Annotated in this window: 18 protein-coding genes; 12 read left to right on the top strand and 6 right to left on the bottom strand. The window is 44.3% G+C overall.

From position 1 onward, the window contains the following. The first annotated feature begins 228 nt into the window (after positions 1-228). Complete coding sequence (locus J8L84_RS07210; protein ID WP_211070095.1) at positions 229-699, top strand: hypothetical protein; 471 nt, start codon at positions 229-231, stop codon at positions 697-699. 98 nt (positions 700-797) lie between these two features. Continuing rightward, a complete protein-coding gene (gene dnaB / locus J8L84_RS07205; protein ID WP_013786388.1) occupies positions 798-2,183 on the top strand; it encodes a replicative DNA helicase in 1,386 nt (461 codons plus the stop codon). A 114-nt stretch (positions 2,184-2,297) separates the two neighbouring features. On the opposite strand, the gene J8L84_RS07200 is transcribed toward dnaB, so the two are convergent. The 5 genes from J8L84_RS07200 to rsd all read right to left on the bottom strand — a co-directional run bounded on the left by J8L84_RS07200 (position 2,298) and on the right by rsd (position 5,454). After that, positions 2,298-3,479 (bottom strand): OmpA family protein, encoded by a 1,182-nt coding sequence (locus J8L84_RS07200; RefSeq protein WP_211070094.1) that lies wholly within the window; start codon positions 3,477-3,479, stop codon positions 2,298-2,300. Positions 3,480-3,569: 90 nt separating this feature from the next. Continuing rightward, positions 3,570-4,016 carry a secondary thiamine-phosphate synthase enzyme YjbQ gene (locus J8L84_RS07195; protein ID WP_211070093.1) on the bottom strand — a complete coding sequence of 149 codons (447 nt, stop codon included), beginning with the start codon at positions 4,014-4,016 and terminating at the stop codon, positions 3,570-3,572. After that, the gene (locus J8L84_RS07190; protein ID WP_211070092.1) at positions 4,006-4,470 is read right to left on the bottom strand and encodes a chemotaxis protein CheX; all 465 of its coding nucleotides are present in this window, start codon (positions 4,468-4,470) and stop codon (positions 4,006-4,008) included. Before J8L84_RS07190 ends, J8L84_RS07195 begins: the two co-directional genes overlap by 11 nt. Further along, entirely contained in the window at positions 4,460-4,933 is a 474-nt protein-coding gene (locus J8L84_RS07185; protein WP_057795573.1) for a transcriptional repressor, read from the bottom strand. Before J8L84_RS07185 ends, J8L84_RS07190 begins: the two co-directional genes overlap by 11 nt. 74 nt (positions 4,934-5,007) lie before the next feature. Then, complete coding sequence (gene rsd, locus J8L84_RS07180; protein ID WP_057795575.1) at positions 5,008-5,454, bottom strand: sigma D regulator; 447 nt, start codon at positions 5,452-5,454, stop codon at positions 5,008-5,010. A 171-nt stretch (positions 5,455-5,625) separates the two neighbouring features. Between rsd and nudC the strand changes: the two genes are divergently transcribed. From nudC to J8L84_RS07165, 3 genes are all read left to right on the top strand, one after another. After that, on the top strand, positions 5,626-6,459 hold the full coding sequence (nudC, locus tag J8L84_RS07175) for an NAD(+) diphosphatase (protein WP_211070091.1): 834 nt from the start codon (positions 5,626-5,628) through the stop codon (positions 6,457-6,459). A 243-nt stretch (positions 6,460-6,702) separates the two neighbouring features. Beyond that, positions 6,703-7,794, top strand: a complete 1,092-nt coding sequence (hemE, locus tag J8L84_RS07170) for a uroporphyrinogen decarboxylase (protein WP_013786381.1) — start codon at positions 6,703-6,705, stop codon at positions 7,792-7,794. A gap of 56 nt (positions 7,795-7,850) precedes the next feature. Then, positions 7,851-8,381, top strand: coding sequence for a hypothetical protein (locus tag J8L84_RS07165; RefSeq protein WP_211070090.1), 531 nt, complete (start codon positions 7,851-7,853; stop codon positions 8,379-8,381). 38 nt (positions 8,382-8,419) lie between these two features. On the opposite strand, the gene queG is transcribed toward J8L84_RS07165, so the two are convergent. Next, a complete protein-coding gene (queG, locus tag J8L84_RS07160; RefSeq protein ID WP_211070089.1) occupies positions 8,420-9,571 on the bottom strand; it encodes a tRNA epoxyqueuosine(34) reductase QueG in 1,152 nt (383 codons plus the stop codon). A gap of 6 nt (positions 9,572-9,577) precedes the next feature. Here queG and J8L84_RS07155 point away from each other — a divergent pair, with 6 nt between their 5' ends. The 7 genes from J8L84_RS07155 (at position 9,578) to hflX (ending at position 17,475) form a co-directional block, all read left to right on the top strand. Next, positions 9,578-11,077, top strand: a complete 1,500-nt coding sequence (locus tag J8L84_RS07155) for an NAD(P)H-hydrate dehydratase (RefSeq protein ID WP_211070088.1) — start codon at positions 9,578-9,580, stop codon at positions 11,075-11,077. 74 nt (positions 11,078-11,151) lie between these two features. Then, a complete protein-coding gene (gene tsaE, locus J8L84_RS07150; RefSeq protein WP_057795583.1) occupies positions 11,152-11,634 on the top strand; it encodes a tRNA (adenosine(37)-N6)-threonylcarbamoyltransferase complex ATPase subunit type 1 TsaE in 483 nt (160 codons plus the stop codon). A 65-nt stretch (positions 11,635-11,699) separates the two neighbouring features. Then, positions 11,700-13,070, top strand: coding sequence for an N-acetylmuramoyl-L-alanine amidase (locus tag J8L84_RS07145; RefSeq protein ID WP_211070087.1), 1,371 nt, complete (start codon positions 11,700-11,702; stop codon positions 13,068-13,070). Between the two features lie 35 nt (positions 13,071-13,105). Next, a complete protein-coding gene (gene mutL, locus J8L84_RS07140; protein ID WP_211070086.1) occupies positions 13,106-14,863 on the top strand; it encodes a DNA mismatch repair endonuclease MutL in 1,758 nt (585 codons plus the stop codon). Positions 14,864-14,945: 82 nt separating this feature from the next. Next, entirely contained in the window at positions 14,946-15,839 is an 894-nt protein-coding gene (gene miaA / locus J8L84_RS07135) for a tRNA (adenosine(37)-N6)-dimethylallyltransferase MiaA (protein ID WP_247670651.1), read from the top strand. Positions 15,840-15,916: 77 nt separating this feature from the next. Then, positions 15,917-16,168 carry an RNA chaperone Hfq gene (hfq, locus tag J8L84_RS07130; RefSeq protein ID WP_013786373.1) on the top strand — a complete coding sequence of 84 codons (252 nt, stop codon included), beginning with the start codon at positions 15,917-15,919 and terminating at the stop codon, positions 16,166-16,168. A gap of 17 nt (positions 16,169-16,185) precedes the next feature. Further along, a complete protein-coding gene (hflX, locus tag J8L84_RS07125) occupies positions 16,186-17,475 on the top strand; it encodes a ribosome rescue GTPase HflX (protein WP_057795589.1) in 1,290 nt (429 codons plus the stop codon). Positions 17,476-17,512: the final 37 nt, after the last annotated feature.

Here is a 17,512-nt window from a genome sequence, read left to right as displayed (position 1 = left end):
ACATAGATTAAGTTAGGGCAGATTGCTATCAGGTTGCTATTCAGTTAGCGCTCGATTGCGACATGGTGCTACACCATATTTCGCATAATTCACACGCAATTAATCTGTCCGCCGCAGTTTTGTGTCTATTTACCCCACGCTAGTGAACGTAACCTTTCTCCCCACGTCAAAATAGCAAAGTCGATATCCGCAAATAGCGCTAAATAATCAATAATTAGGGAAAGAGCTTTGAATATTCTTAGCCATTTAAAACGCTTTTGGCGCTTTCACGGCCTTATAGCCGGCGCGATAAGCATCAGCGTATTAACATTAGGATGCGCAGTACAAGATCCTGCTTTTTTTGAAGGTACATGGGTGGTAACCCAAGCTTACCAGCCAGGTATCTCAGCACACAGCGCTACAGAAGCTAACGATGTGTTAGGCAGTTCGTTAGTTTACCATGCAGATGGCGCACAACTGAATCAGCAGGCATGTGAGTCTCCTACGTATACTGAGGAAAAAATTGATTCCGACCAAATAGCCACTAGTTTCAAAATAGAGGGCAACGCGTTAGGTTTCGATGATGGTAAAATTACGCAGGTCGAGCTTTCGTGTGCTAATGGCCCACAGGCGTTAGGTTCAGTGCTGTTGTTTCAAGAGCACAATGTTGCTTATACCGTTTTTGATGGCACTTTTTTCCGCATTGAAAAAACGATCTAAATTAACCTTCATTTATGATCCTCTTCTTTATTGTTCAACGATGCGCAAAAGCGCATAATAGTCGGCCGTGCTTCAAGTAAACAGAATAGGTAGTGTAAGTGGTATCCCCTCCAAAAGGCGATAATAATGTAGAGAAGTTGAAAGTTCCTCCTCATAGTATTGAGGCCGAACAGTCTGTTCTTGGCAGTATGCTTATAGATCCAGAAAGTTGGGACAAAGTAGCGGAACTCGTTACTGATACCGACTTTTATAACCGCTCGCATCAAACCATTTATAGCGCCATTACTCGTTTGTTAAATAGAAGCGCGCCAGTCGACCTTATTACTGTATCGGAAGAGCTTGAAAAGCACGATGAACTTGAAAATGCAGGTGGCTTTGCTTATCTCGGTGAACTCGCTAAAAATACACCAAGTTCTGCGAACGTGGTGTCATATGCACAAATTATCAGTGAACGTGCAATTACACGTGAGCTTATTGGTGTGGCTCATGAAATCGCGGAAGTCGGATATAACCCCGAAGGTCGAGATAGCGCTGACATTCTCGACTTAGCCGAAAGCAAAGTATTTGAAATTGCAGAACGCCGCACCGGTGAAAATGAAGGTCCTCGCGATGTAGAAGCGGTACTGGGTAAAACCATCGACCGTCTTGAAGTGTTGGTTAAGACCAATAAAGAAGTGACGGGTGTCACTACCGGCTTCACCGACTTAGATAAAAAGACCAGTGGTTTGCAGCCTTCAGACTTAATTATTGTTGCTGCTCGTCCTTCAATGGGTAAAACCACCTTTGCGATGAACTTGGTTGAAAATGCCATGATGTCTGAGGAAAAGCCGGTATTAGTGTTTAGTTTAGAGATGCCTTCTGAACAAATCATGATGCGTATGCTGGCATCACTTAGCCGAGTGGATCAAACCAAAATTCGTACCGCTCAGTTGGATGACGAAGATTGGGCACGCATTTCTAACACCATGGCGATGTTGAAAGACAAAGACAGATTATTTGTTGATGATTCATCTGGCCTTACCCCCATGGATGTGAGAAGCCGAGCGCGTAAACTCGCTCGTGAACGTGGTGGAATAAGCTTGATCATGATTGATTACCTTCAACTTATGCGCGTACCTTCATTAAGTGATAACAGAACCTTAGAAATTGCTGAAATTTCCCGCTCACTTAAAGCATTAGCAAAAGAGTTGGAAGTGCCAGTGGTAGCCCTATCGCAGCTTAACCGAAGCCTAGAGCAACGGGCCGATAAACGGCCAGTAAACTCAGACTTGCGTGAATCGGGCTCTATCGAGCAGGATGCCGACCTTATTATGTTTATCTACCGTGATGAGGTTTATCACGAGAACAGTGAAGAGAAGGGCGTAGCAGAGATTATTATTGGTAAACAACGTAATGGTCCTATTGGAACCAGCCGTCTTACCTTCCAAGGCCAGTTCTCTCGTTTTGACAATTATGCTGGTCCAGCAATGCCTGACGAATATTAACCTAGTAGAAACGTTTGCTATCGATGCATAGCGATAAGGTGAATTGTTGGAATGAGCAGAAATGAGCAATAAAAAAGGCGCCAATTAGGCGCCTTTTTTGTGTCTGAGGGAAGCTTACTTCTCTTCAGGAACCTTGACAGTATCTTTAACAGTCACAGAGATGCGACGGTTAACACGATGTGCTTCGGCATTTTTAGCTGTATCTAGTAAACGAGTCTCACCGTAACCAACAGTTTCTAAACGGCTAGCGTCGATATCGTACATGTCTACCATTACTTCTTTGAAAGATGCAGCACGGTCTTCTGAAAGATCCATGTTGTATGCTTCAGAACCTGGTGCAGAAGTGTGACCTTCAATTACCGCAGTAGTGTTAGTGTACTGTTTCATGAACTCAGCAAATTCAGAGATTTCTGGGTCACGAGGTGCTTTAACAACAGAGCTTTCATTGTCGAAAAGAACGCGTAGTGTAATTTCTACTGTTTCTTCGTCAAATACTGTACAACCTTTAGCGTCAACTTTAACGCCAGCAGCTGTGTCTGGGCACATGTCTTTTGAATCTACAACGCCATCGTTGTCAGCATCTTTAAGTGCACAACCTTTAGCATCAACAACAGTACCTGCTGGAGTGTTAGGACACTGGTCTACACTGTTAAGCACGCCATCGTTGTCGTTATCAACGCTACAACCAGTTGCATCAACACGAACACCAGCTGGAGTCATAGGACACTGGTCACGGCTGTCGATTACGCCATCGTTGTCAGCATCTTTAGGCGCAGACGGAGTAGATTTACCGAAAGGAATCGCTAAACCAACTTTTACGCTGTAATCGTTATAGTCTTCACCAAAGTCATGGTAAGTAGCAATCTCTGTAACAATCTTAACAGACTCAGAGATATCCCAGTGTTTACCAATACCGATGTTACCTAGTGTGGTAGATTCGCCTACTGATTGACGTTTAACACCACCGAATAAGTACCATGCATCGTTAGGCATGAAGTAAAGTGCATCAACACCTACCATTTCGCCATCATCGCTAGAACCACCAACGTAGTCTAGTTCTAGAGCAGTAAATTCAACACGTGCTGCCCAGCTTTGAGTGAAGCGAAAACCGTACTCGAATGATACGCCTTGGCCGTCATCTAGTACTTCAGTAGTAGGACGTTCAACGTCAGTGTTGTAATAAAGGCCAGAAATACCAAACCAGTTTTTATACTCTGGCTCAGAAGAATCTTGTGCAAAGGTAGTTGATGAAAGTACGGCAAGCGAAAGTGCCGCTAATTTAAAGTGTTTTTTCATAGTCACATCCTGTTAAACGTTGAGTGATTATCGATTTATGATAATTCTAGCTTGTGCTTAGTTGTTCTAAGCAATTAATATGCCATTTTGTTATATGGGCGATGTCGCTAGCCCTTGTAATGTGGCAATAATCGTTCGTTGGCCGCCAATATCTCGGTGCTCGCCTAGCATGATGCCCTGCCAAGTACCAAGTTGTAGCCTCCCTTTCTCCACCGGTATTGAAACCTGACACCCCAGCAGACTTGATTTCAAGTGAGCCGGCATATCATCACTACCTTCGTAAGTATGCCGGAAAAAGGGCAAGTTTTCTTTTACACTATAGTTAAAGAAGGCCTCCATATCCGACCTAACCGTCGGATCTGCATTTTCATTTATTGTAAGGCTAGCACTGGTGTGTTGGAGCCATAAATGAAGAAGACCTACCTCAATATTTTGCAGCATGGGTAAAGCGCTAATTATATACTCTGTTACTATATGAAAGCCACGAGGAAATTCAGGTAGTGTAATTTTTTCAGAGTACCAGGAATTATTTGTCAAAGCAGATCTCTAAATGCGCCAATCCTTCATCACACATAAACGGAAGAATGATTTTCGCGCCGCTGACCTGATGGCTGATGGTATGCTGCTTACCAGACACAACAATAGGTGTCGCCATTCCAAATTCAAACCCACGCTCTGCAAGGTCGCGTTTTGCCGCTCCGCATATCATATTAGTGACTTCGCCAACCATATCCCCAACTTCCGCATCAAGTTTTTCAGGGCGCTCTCCAACCATGCGTTCCATAATGGTAAGGGCAAGTGATTCTTCAAAGGTAATCGACATAGAGCCGCGTACACTTGGGCCAACCATACCGATTAACCCAGACACATCGCCTTTAGCTACATCGCCTTGCTTGCGTTTGGGTTTACCCGGAGTAAGTTTGGTTTGCGCCATGGTCTCTAATACATTAAGTAAACCAGAGATAAACGGATTAACGAATTCAGCATTCATGGGAGTGCTCCTTTGCAACGGTATTTTCCGTTTGTTGACAATCAGCACAAAGACCATGCGCTTCTATTGTTTGTTTAGACACTTTGAAGCCGTTGGCCTCTGCCTGACTATCTAATGTTTCTTTCAAACCTTCAGACTGTATCTCTGCAACGTCACCACAACTGTCGCAAATAAGGAACTGAACAGGGTGGTTGCAACCAAAATGATAACAGGCTACGAATGCATTGGTCGACTCAAGACGATGAATAAAACCGAAATCGAGTAAAAAATCGAGGGCTCGGTAAACGGTGGCAGGTTTTGCACCGGACTCAGTCTCTTTTAGCGCATCTAGCAAATCGTAGGCCCCCATTGGACCGTGCTTTGCGACTAATATTTCGTACACTTTCTCTCTAAGAGGGGTAAATCTAGCACCTCTTTGTTCGCAGTATGCGCGAGCCTTGTGGATAAGCGTGGCTTTATTCATTTATTGCTACCGTGGCTATTTTACTAATTATATTGGTAATGACGTCATTAATGACAGATGTTTACCCGCTTTATTTACTCTACGCTGGCGTACATATGTGCAATTAATTGGTCCTCTAAAGCAAAGCGCTCTTCAAGAGTTTCACCAATATTCGCAAGTTCACTGTCAAAAACAGCCGCTTGTTCAATAGTAAGTGCCTCTGCGAATTTATCATTAAATTGTAGGGCTGAGTCAGTGGTTTGCGTAAGTTTTGGGTAAAGACGCTGTTTTAACGCTTTTCCTTCTGCTTCATCGTCAACCAACATATCAAAGACTTCAAAGTGCCCAGCGGAAAGGTAATCCATTAGGTTTTCACAAAAATTAGCGATGTCATTTGCTTCAGGCAATGACTCGCCTTGCTGGTCTAAACCGGCTAAATGGCAATAGGACACCAGCAGTGACTGTCTGGCTAACAGCCAATTATCGACAGTGTCACTTTTGCCGCCCCATTTTACTTTTACCTTCTCTAACTGCTGTAACATTTCATGATCCTTTCAATCAGCGCTTTTTATTAATTCAGCACCTGCTATTTACCAGCATTTTAACCTAGTATAACACTCAGCCTATACGACACAAATTGAACCCACTTCGTTGTCGCAATTAAATATATGTTATCTTACCTTGTATATCTTTAATGGTTGGATGACAGTTTTATGATGATAAAGCGCAGCGATAGTGAAATCGAGACTGAGATTGGGCAATGGATCATTTTTTCCAAGGGGCGCATTGTCATTCGTAAAGGCGAAATAAACGTTCCTTTAGCGCATATCAATGAATTTACCTTTCTTGAAAACTATCGCGAAGAGATTCATCAACTCCCTCCATTACATGAGTCAGCTCAGAAAAATGAACCTGTCTTTGTTGTCGACCTTGGTGCTGAAACCATAGAAGACGAACAATGGGAGTCGGTGTCACTACGACAATTATTGTTTGAGCAACAAGATATCGGTTTTTCAGTCATCGGTCGGGCGTGGCAGTATGTCCATTTTTTAAGAACGCATCAGTTTTGTGGTCAATGTGGTTCACATACCGAAAGAGTGAATTGGGAAATGGCCGTGCATTGCCATCGCTGCCATCACAGAAGTTACCCTCGTGTATCACCATGCATCATTGTTTCAATACACAATAATGAAAAATTGCTATTGGCAAAAGGCGTTAGGCACAAAGAAGCGAATATGTATTCAACCCTTGCTGGTTTTGTAGAAAGCGGTGAAAGTTTAGAAGAAGCCGTTCACAGGGAGGTATTCGAAGAGGTGGGGGTAAAAGTTAAGAACTTACGTTACATCGATAGCCAGCCATGGCCATTCCCGCATTCTATAATGGTTGGATTTATTGCTGAGTATGAGAGTGGTGAAATTCGGTGTCAGGAAAATGAAATTGATGATGCACAGTGGTTTAGTGTTGATGCATTGCCAACCATTCCACCGCCATTCTCTATTGCAGGCCAACTCATTGCCAAAACACTGTCGCAATTAGAAGACAAATAAAAAACCCTGCCGAAGCAGGGTTTCAATGAGTTTAGCACGGTCCCTTTGCGGGCTTCTTTGTCGTTGCTGTATCTATTAGTAGCAAACACTTACTATTAGTGCAAGCCCCTTTTTCAAGTATTGTTCGTCGCATTATTATGGGCAAGTATCGCAAGTTGCCAAATTAAGACAGCTTTTTAGCACAAAATGAAATGAATGCTGGTATAATTTCGCCGTTTTATTTTTCTAATTTTAGGTGAATATATGTCGCAAAAAGCTACCAGTGCTGCTAAACCCGCTTTAAAGAATGATCGTTACCTACGGGCTTTATCAAAGCAACCTGTCGATGTCACCCCTGTATGGATGATGCGACAAGCTGGCCGCTATTTACCTGAATATAAAGCAACGCGAGCAGTCGCCGGCGACTTTATGTCGTTATGCAAAAATGCGGAGCTTGCCTGTGAGGTGACTTTACAGCCTCTTCGTCGTTTTCCACTAGATGCCGCTATTTTATTTTCAGACATTCTAACGATTCCTGATGCGATGGGCTTAGAGCTTTATTTCGAAACTGGCGAAGGCCCGCGTTTTAAAAAGCCAATTACCTGTAAAGCCGATGTCGATAAAATTGGTTTGCCGGACCCAGAAGGTGAACTGCAGTATGTAATGAATGCAGTGCGCACCATCCGCCGTGAACTAAATGGCGACGTGCCTTTAATTGGTTTTTCTGGCAGTCCTTGGACGCTTGCTACTTATATGGTGGAAGGTGGCTCAAGTAAGGCCTTCACTAAAATCAAAAAAATGGCGTTTGCTGAACCGGCTATCTTACATGCCTTACTAGAGAAGCTGGCTGATTCCGTAACGGAATACCTCAATGCTCAAATTGCAGCAGGTGCACAATCAGTCATGATATTCGATACGTGGGGCGGTGTGTTGTCACCACGTGATTATAAAGACTTTTCATTGCAATATATGGCGCGTATTGTTGATGGACTTACCCGTGAAGCCGATGGAAGAAAAGTACCGGTTACTTTGTTTACCAAAAACGGCGGCATGTGGTTAGAGTCAATTGCTGCTACAGGTTGTGATGCGGTAGGCCTTGATTGGACGATTGATATTGCTGAAGCACGTGCACGTATTGGTGACAAGGTAGCACTACAAGGCAATATGGACCCTTCCATGCTTTATGCTTCGCCGGAAAGAATTCGTGAAGAAGTTGGCACTATTCTATCGGGTTATGGTGAAGGCTCTGGCCATGTATTCAATCTAGGTCACGGTATTCACTTAGATGTGCCACCAGAAAATGCAGGTGTGTTTGTGAATTCAGTTCACGAACTCAGTGCGCCTTATCATAAGTAGTTATATTCGTAGCTAAATGTTTAGCTACGACTCGCCAACAAGTTGGTAAGGAAATCATGAAACCCTGGGTTGTTATTGTACTCATTCTCTTTATTGCCGTGACAGGTTATCAGTTCGGCTTTTACCACGGTAAGTTGGCTAATTCCAACGTGGAAAAAGAGCGTTTGAATACTGTGCTGGAGCGTTCGCGCACCACCGCAAGTAGCAATCTTAGGGTGATTAAAGCTACCCCTCAAATGTCTGGCGAAGCATACGCCCAGCCCCCGACGAGCGCGCATATACTCGCTACCAATGAAGATCTTTCTGAATTTCAGGTTCAAAACGAAATAACGGAATTTTTAGCGTTTCACCCCAGTGGTCAAAAACTTACACTGAATACGTTTCAATGCACGCAATCAGAATGTGAGTTTACGGGGGAATACTCTGGCAGCCATGCAGGGTTCGAGCGCATGCTTGATGACTTGAAATCCCAGTCGTGGTGGCAATTCGGTGAAATGCTTGAAGTGAGCAATATTGAAGAGGGAAACCCCCGAATTGGTGTTAAGTTTTCATCAAAGCCCGTGCTTATCAGTGATGCAACTACTTAGTCAGGTGATAGGCTAACCAGCTTTGTGTACGCGTTTTATTACGCGTCTCTGGGCAAGCCTTTCTCAACTGCTCTGGTTAGTCTTTTTTGTTGTCTATTCGCCTTTTCTTCTAACGCTAATCCTGTTTTTTTATTTTCCTGTTGCGCTAATGCCCATAAAATGTGCCGGTCGACTTTATCACTCACCTTCCCAAGGTTTGCCTGAAGGGCGTTAACTGTCTGTTCGCTATATTTGGCATTTCCCAATGCGACGGCAATATTACGTTGCCATTTTTCAAACCCAATTCGGCGAATGGGCGACCCTTCGGTATTAACTAAAAAGGTAGCTTCATCCCATGAAAATAGGGTTGTCAGGCTTTGCCCGTGCAATACTTTTCTGGGGTGAAAGTCTTCTTCTTCAGTGATATCAGCATAACGATTCCACGGGCAGATAAGTTGACAGTCATCACAGCCATAAATTCGATTACCCATTAAAGGGCGAAGTTCCTCGGGAATGTCTTTGTCTGATTCAATAGTCAAGTAGGAAATACAACGCCTAGCGTCTACTTTATAAGGCGCTACTATTGCGTTAGTAGGGCAGATAGTTAGGCATGCCGTACACGTGCCACAGCCTTCTTCTATTGGTGAATCGATAGGTAAGGGCAAGTTAATAAAAAGCTCACCTAAAAAGAACCAAGAACCTGCTTCTTTATTAATGGTTAAGCTGTGTTTTCCTGTCCAACCTATTCCCGCTTTTTCTGCAATAGCGTGTTCCAATACCGGTGCTGAATCTACAAACGGACGGTACTGGGTGTCACTCAGCGCGGTAGTAATTTTCTCGCCGAGTTGCTTCAAACGCTTACGCAATACCTTGTGATAATCGCGGCCAAGTGCATAACGACTGATATACCCTGTATCTGGTTGGCTTAAATGTTTTGCGAACGAGGCATCGGGTGGAAGGTAGTTCATTCTCACACTAATAACCCGCAGCGTGCCTGGCACAAGTTCGTCGGGCCGGGCCCGCTTCATTCCATGGTTAGCCATAAAGGCCATGTCGCCGTGATAGCCGTTCTCTAACCACTTAGTTAAATGGGCTTCATGCTGATGTAAATCAATGTCGCTAATACCAACTTGCTGAAAGCCTAGCGCGCGGCCCCAAGCCTTGATATCTTGGGTCAATTGAATTAGGTCGATAGAATTTATAGTGGACATGTACTTATGCTAGATACTCAACTCACCTCAAGTTTATCATACAAACTGTTTCGGGCCGATCAGGTCAGAGAAAATGAAGCCGAAGCGGCTGCTCAGTCTGGCTGTGATATGTTCACGTTAATGCAACGCGCCGGCGGTGCTGTATTTGAACAGTGCCAAAGTTTATTCGCTAATTCTGATGTGTATTTAATTTTACTAGGCCAAGGTAACAATGCTGGCGATGGTTACATAACAGCATTAAATGCGAAAAAAGCGGGTAAAAAAGTGCATGTTTGCGCAATTGAACCTGACCGCGTGTTAGAAGGTGATGCCGGCACTGCACAAAAACAGTGGCTAGATGCTGGCGGCAGTATTAAACCTTTCGATGTTGGCCTGATTGAAAAAGCAGACGTAGTCATCGATGCATTATTAGGTACAGGAATTAACAGCTACATTCGCAATGAATTCGCCGATGTTATCGACGCTATCAACGATTCATCAACCCCAGTGGTCAGTATTGATGTACCTTCAGGATTAGATGCGAACACAGGCCAAAGTTTAGGGCGCTGCGTTCAAGCCGATGTCACCGTTACCTTTGTAGGCATCAAACCTGGGTTAGTCACAGGGGCAGGTAAGCAGTCTTGCGGAAAGCTGGTGTACGCTGATTTAGAAATAGGTAAAGCGTTTCAGACCTTAGCAAAAGCCAGCGCCACCTTATTAAATATTGAGCACTTCAAAGGCATGGGGCCTCGGGATGTTCACAGCCACAAAGGCACCTATGGCAGGTTGCTGTGTGTGGGCGGAAATCGTGGAACGGCCGGCGCTATTAGGCTTGCTGGGGAAGCGGCCCTTCGAAGTGGTGCCGGTATGGTGCGGGTTTATACCCACGAGGCGTCTACTATTCAGGTTAGTGCAGGTCGACCTGAGCTGATGGTGACATCAAGCCACTTAGATGATGCCTTAGCATGGGCGTCATGCGTAGTCATTGGTCCAGGACTTGGTCAAGATGAATGGTCACAAAGTGTGTTCACTAGCGTGCTCAAACACTGTCAAAGTGAGAATAAACCTATTGTCATCGATGCTGACGCGCTTAATCTTTTATGCAAACAGTCAACCGCATACACACTAGAACACTGCGTACTTACTCCTCATGCGGGAGAGGCTGGTCGACTGCTAGGAGTGTCGGTTGAAGATGTAGAAAGCGACCGATTCAATTACGCCAGACAATGTTCGCAGCGTTACCATGCAGTATGTGTTTTAAAAGGGGCCGGTACGCTTATCGATAACGAAAAGAAAACGTGGGTTTGTCGCCATGGTAACCCTGGTATGGCAACCGCGGGAAGCGGTGATGTACTAAGCGGTATATTAGGCGCGCTTATGGCGCAAGGGCTTAGCGTTGATATTGCCGCTAAGTACGGCGTGGTGTTGCATGCTAAAGCGGGCGATGATATTGCCCAGCTTTACGGACAACGTGGTATGATAGCCAGTGATCTATTTGATGCCGTACGTGCGTTAATTAATCAATAAATCTATTGGCATGGGCTGTGTAGGCTTAATGCCAATATCAGCCTTTTAGTTTGATCATGTGGAACGTTAAAAAGATGTCTTACCCGCACTCTTCATTTTTTGCTGCAACACCTGAAGATACGTCAGCAATGGCAAAGGATCTGGCGAATGCCGTAGCGGCGCAGCAGCCAATAGATGCCGTGATATTTTTAAACGGTGACTTGGGCGCAGGAAAGACCACCTTCAGCCGGTACTTCATTCAAGCATTAGGGCATGATGGAAATGTAAAAAGCCCGACCTATACCTTGGTGGAACCTTACGAGCTAGAAAATGTCTCAATTTATCATTTCGACTTGTATCGTTTAGCCGACCCAGAAGAACTTGAGTTCATGGGAATTCGAGATTATTTCGGTACCGGAAACATTGCCCTTATAGAATGGTCAGAAAATGGCGCTGAATACTTGGCATCACCAGACATTGTGATTAGTATAAATATTGTGCCAACTGGTCGTCAGTTCAGTGTTGAAGCGACAAGCGTGAAAGGCGCAAAGATATTGCAAGGTTGTAAAACGCTATAAATAGTGAGCTTTGATAAACAATAACGACTATAAGCTTGTGGCAACAAGCAAAATAAAGGCGAAGCATGGTACGTAAAATTTTATCGGTTATGTGCATTTGGGTTGTAGTGCAAACTGTCCATGCTGCACAAAATCAAATTGATGGGCTAAGAATTTGGCCCTCGCCAGATAATACGCGAATTGTGCTCGATATGTCGTCTGCGCCTGAATTCACCTACTTTCCCCTTAAAAATCCACATCGCTTGGTTATCGACTTATCGAATACGAGTGATAGCAAGGCATTATCTCTTCAATCTGAGTCAGGCGATTTAGTGCGAAAGGTACGCTACTCAACACCGAAAAATAAACAATCTGCGCGGGTGGTTATTGAGTTAAACCGCGGGGCGTCGCCGTCTTTGTTCGCAATGACCCCCACCAAACCTTACGGGCATAGATTAGTTATTGATTTGAAAGGCAGTGGTGCGCCTGCTGCGAGTTCAAGTACATCCGCATCTAGTAAGTCTCCGTCAAATGCCTCAACGTCTTCGGTTGTCATGGATGGTTCGAGCAGCCACAGAAACCGAGATATTATTGTTGCCATAGATGCAGGTCATGGTGGCGAAGACCCTGGTTCCATTGGGCCAGCTGGTACGTATGAAAAGCACATTACATTAAGCATTGCCAAAAAACTTGAAGCCATGATTAATGGTGAACGTGGTATGCGGGCCATTATGACGCGCAGTGGTGATTACTATGTATCGCCAAACAAACGCCCAGAACTGGCTCGCAAGCAAAAAGCGGACTTATTAATATCGATTCACGCTGATGCGTTTAGCCAACCACAGCCCAAAGGGGGATCTGTGTGGGTACTGTCGATGCGCCGTGCCGATACAGAACTAGGTCGCTGGCTAGAAAAATCAGAACGGCACTCTGAATTACTTGGTGGTGCGGCAGAAGTGATCAGCGATAAATCGAGTGAGCGTTATTTAGCGGAAACCATTCTTGGTTTATCGATGGACCACAGTATGGCCACCAGTCATGACTTGGGCAACAAAGTGATTGAAGAAATGAAGCAAGTGACTTCCTTGCACAAACGCGCGCCTCAAGCAGCCAGCTTTGCTGTACTCACTGCGCCGGATATTCCATCCATTTTGGTTGAAGTAGGGTTCATTTCTAACCCGCAAGAAGAGAAAAACCTTAACTGGGGTAAACATAGAGAAAAACTGGCGAAAGCCATGTTTACCGCAGCAAAACGCTATTTTAAGCAAGTCCCCCCAGATGGTACATTATGGGCACTTGAACGTGCAGATAGTCGAACCCATACTGTAAGAAGTGGCGAGTCGCTATCGCTACTTGCGCAGCGCTACAATGTGAACGTCAGCCGCTTAAAAGCTGCCAATAACTTAAATAGTGATGTGGTGAGAATAGGGCAAGTACTTACTATTCCAAGAACCTAACATCACGTTAATCAATTTCTACCTACGAGTTTCTTTTGTCTATACAATTATTATCGCCACAATTGGCCAACCAGATTGCCGCAGGGGAAGTGGTTGAACGCCCTGCGTCTGTGGTTAAAGAGTTACTAGAAAATAGCCTAGATGCAGGCGCCAATAGAATAGAAATAGATATTGAGAAAGGCGGTCATAAACGCATTCGTTTAAAAGATAACGGCGCAGGCATTGCTAAAGATGAATTACAGCTTGCCCTGAGTCGTCACGCCACCAGTAAAATTTCAACATTAGATGATTTAGAGCGAATCTTATCGTTAGGCTTTCGTGGGGAAGCGCTCGCCAGTATCAGTTCGGTTAGCCGTTTAACGTTAACCTCTAAAACCGAAGCGCAAAGCGAAGCCTGGCAGGCCTACTGCGAAGGCCGGGAAATGGCAGTTAATATTCAGCCAGCTGCACACCCCAAAGGGACCACCATTGATGTGGCAGACCTTTTTTACAATACGCCGGCGAGGCGCAAGTTTCTGCGTGCCGAAAAAACAGAGTTTCAACACATTGAAGATGTGGTGAAACGCATTGCCCTTAGTTACCCCCATGCTAGTTTTATTCTGAAACATAACGGCAAGACGACAAAGCGCTATATTGCCGATAAACACGGATCACTTGCCCCTCGTATCGCCGCTGTAGTAGGGCAAAAGTTTATTGATAACGCTGTACATATCAATGTGGAATACGAAGGGATTACCATGAATGCATGGCTAGGTAGCGAAGTAATGCTGCGTAGCAGTAACGATTGCCAGTTTAGCTTTGTAAACGGGCGCGGCATGCGAGATAAGTTAATTATGCATGCTATCAGGCAAGCATACGAAAGTGTATGGGGTGTATTAGAACAGCCTTCATTTGTGGTTTACCTTACGTTAGACCCTAAAGATGTGGATGTGAACGTCCACCCGGCAAAGCATGAAGTTCGCTTTCAGCAAGGGCGCTTAGTACATGATTTTATTTGTAAGACAGTGTGTGATGCACTGCACTCAATTACCAATGAGAGTGAAACTCACCAACATGGCGAAGCTGAGAGCTATGATGAACCAGTGAGTTTTAATCCACCGCAGCAAAGTCATGATTATATACGTCCTTTAAGTCATTCTCCGGCTTCGTCATCTCAATCAGGTTTAGGCGGTTCAGGTGGCGCGTCTTTATCTGGGCATAGACAATCGAAAGCGCCAACCGCGGCTTACCAATCTAATTTTAATCGTTTAATGACGCCAAATAGCGACACGGCATCATCAGAGCGTGAGCAAAGTCAGCATGTTGCACTAAACTCATATTGTAGAATTTACGTACACAATGAAAATGTTTACCTACTGGATGTGAAATCTTTCGCAAATGTGTACTTACAAGAGGTATTTGAGGCGGCCGAGCATTCACAACCTTTGTTGATGCCAGTGGCGCTTGAAGTTGCTCATGTTGAGCCTAATAAAATTGCGGCACTTAACGCGCTTAACTTTGAAATTAACCAAGTGGCGGGCAAGTATAGATTGCAGCAAGTACCCGCGGGCACAAGGCACTTCCCTTGGATACGTTGGTTTGAAAGGCTGTTAGAGAGCGACGTTGCAAATGATGATAAGCGCTTTCAAATAGTGTTAACTGACGACCAAGATTTAGATGAAATATTATGCGAACAATTGTGGCACTGGTTGGATGAGAAAAACGACGTGAAACAATGGGAATATATAGAGCGATTTGGTAAAGTGCGCTCGTTAGATGGCCTGCTTTCAACATGGGGAAATAACCATGGTTGATGGCATAAAATCTGCATTGAATACATCGAATACACCGAATACATCAGACAAGTATCAGTCTCAATTACCTGTTATTTCCATTATGGGCCCAACGGCATCAGGTAAGACAGGTTTGTCACTGTCGCTAGCTGAAACAATGGACTGTGAAATTATCAGCGTTGATTCAGCTTTGGTCTACACTAATATGGATATAGGTACGGCGAAACCTACGGCTGCTGAGAAATCGTTAGTTCCTCATCATCTTATTGATATTATTGACCCAGCAGAAAGTTACTCTGTTTCACAGTTTTGTAACGATGCAATTAGGCTTATAGAAGAGATTCATAGCCGAAATAGGGTACCAATATTGGCTGGGGGTACAATGATGTACTTTAATGCCTTGATAAATGGGATTTCGCCACTACCTAAGTCAGATGAAAAGATACGCAGCGAAATAGCCAGTGAAGCAGAAGCTTCCGGTTGGCAAAAATTGCACGACGAGCTTTGCCGAGTGGATCCTATTAGCGGTGACAGAATTCACCCTAACGACCCTCAAAGATTGACCAGAGCATTAGAAGTATTTCGTGGAACGGGCAAAACGCTAACAGACTGGCAAAACGAGAAAGGCAGTCCTTGCCCCTACGATATTAGCCAATTTGCTATTGCTCCAAAAGATAGAACCGTCTTACATGAACGAATTGCCCAGCGATTCGACATGATGTTAGATGATGGATTTGAACAAGAAGTTAAGCGACTGTTTGAACGGGGCGATCTTCACGAAGATTTACCATCAATTCGCTCGGTTGGCTATAGACAAATGTGGCAATACTTAGAAGGCCAATTGTCCTACGAGCAAATGCGCGAAAGGGGCATTATCGCAACTAGGCAACTCGCTAAGCGACAGCTTACGTGGCTTAGGGGTTGGGAAAACCTCACTTGGCTAGACACATTTTGTAAAGATAATTTGACTAAAATTACAGCGAAAGTCACACTCTAATAAGTTGAGTGTGGTATACATTAGACGTGCAGTGGCCGAGAGTAAGGGCTACGAATAATAAAAACTAAGGATATCAAATGGCTAAAGGGCAATCTTTACAAGACCCATTCTTAAATGCATTACGCAAGGAGCGTATTCCAGTATCTATTTATCTGGTAAACGGCATTAAATTACAGGGACAAGTTGAATCATTTGATCAGTTCGTGATTCTACTTAAAAATACAGTAAGCCAAATGGTGTATAAGCACGCTATTTCCACCGTTGTTCCAGCTCGCGCTATTACTATGCCGAGTGCTACAGGAGAATCTGAAAATACTAAAGCTGAATAAATTAAAAGGTAACGCGCTTGTTTGACCGTTATGAAGCCGGTGAACAGGCTGTACTAGTTCATGTTAATTTTACTGATGAAAACAGCAAAGAAGATTTAGCCGAGCTCGAATTGCTTGTGTCTTCTGCGGGTGTAAACGCGGTAGAAGTTATCACAACTTCGCGAAGTGCACCCCAAGCTAAATTCTTTGTGGGTTCGGGTAAAGCGGAAGAAATCGCAGCAGCAGTTAAAGCGCACGACGCTAATGTCGTTATCTTTAACCATAGTTTGTCGCCCTCTCAAGAGCGAAACTTAGAAGCGGTTTGTCAATGTAGAGTGCTAGATAGAACCGGGCTTATCCTCGATATATTTGCGCAAAGAGCAAGAACGCATGAAGGTAAGCTTCAGGTTGAACTCGCTCAATTGCGTCACATCTCTACGCGTCTTATTCGAGGTTGGACTCACTTAGAGCGCCAAAAAGGGGGTATAGGTTTGCGTGGGCCGGGTGAAACTCAGCTCGAAACTGACCGCCGATTACTTCGTGGGCGCATAAAAGCTATTCTTCGCCGTTTAGAAAAAGTACAAAAGCAGCGCGAGCAAGGACGTAGGTCTAGAAAACGTGCTGAAATTCCCACAGTATCCTTAGTGGGCTATACCAATGCTGGTAAGTCTACCCTTTTCAATACTATTACCGACGCGCACGTGTATGCGGCAGACCAATTGTTTGCTACGTTAGACCCTACGCTTAGAAAAATAGATTTGAAAGACGTAGGGCCTGCCATCTTAGCCGATACGGTAGGCTTTATAAGGCACCTACCACACGACCTAGTGGCGGCATTTAAAGCCACGCTTCAAGAAACCCAAGAAGCTGATCTCTTGCTTCATGTGGTGGATATTGCAGACGCGAAATATCGTGAAACTATTGATGAAGTGAACGCTGTGTTGGAAGAAATAGACGCCAGCGAGATTCAACAATTACTAATATGTAATAAGATTGATAAACTAGATGACATAAACCCTCGGATTGAAAGAAACGAGGAAGGTGTTCCAACCCGAGTTTGGCTATCAGCTCAAACCGGTGAAGGCACCGAACTGCTTGGGCAAGCGTTAACCGAGTGCTTAAGTAAAAGTATGGTTAACTACACGCTTAAAATACCCCCAGCGCAAAGTAGTCTTCGTGGTGTACTATTTGAATTGAATTGTATATCCAGTGAAGAATACGACAATCAAGGTGATTGGGTGGTAGATGTTCGAATGCCAATGGCAGATTGGAACAGACTTGAAAAGCGTTTAGAAAACGGAATATCAGAGTATGTTGTGCGACATTAACCGCTGCTAATTTTTAGCACGGCAATGCATGCGAATT

Origin of the sequence: Alteromonas sp. MMG017, assembly GCF_018100795.1 — a bacterium.
GTDB lineage: Bacteria > Pseudomonadota > Gammaproteobacteria > Enterobacterales > Alteromonadaceae > Alteromonas.
Note: the sequence above shows the minus strand (reverse complement) of the source record. Positions and strands in the feature narration are given on the sequence as shown.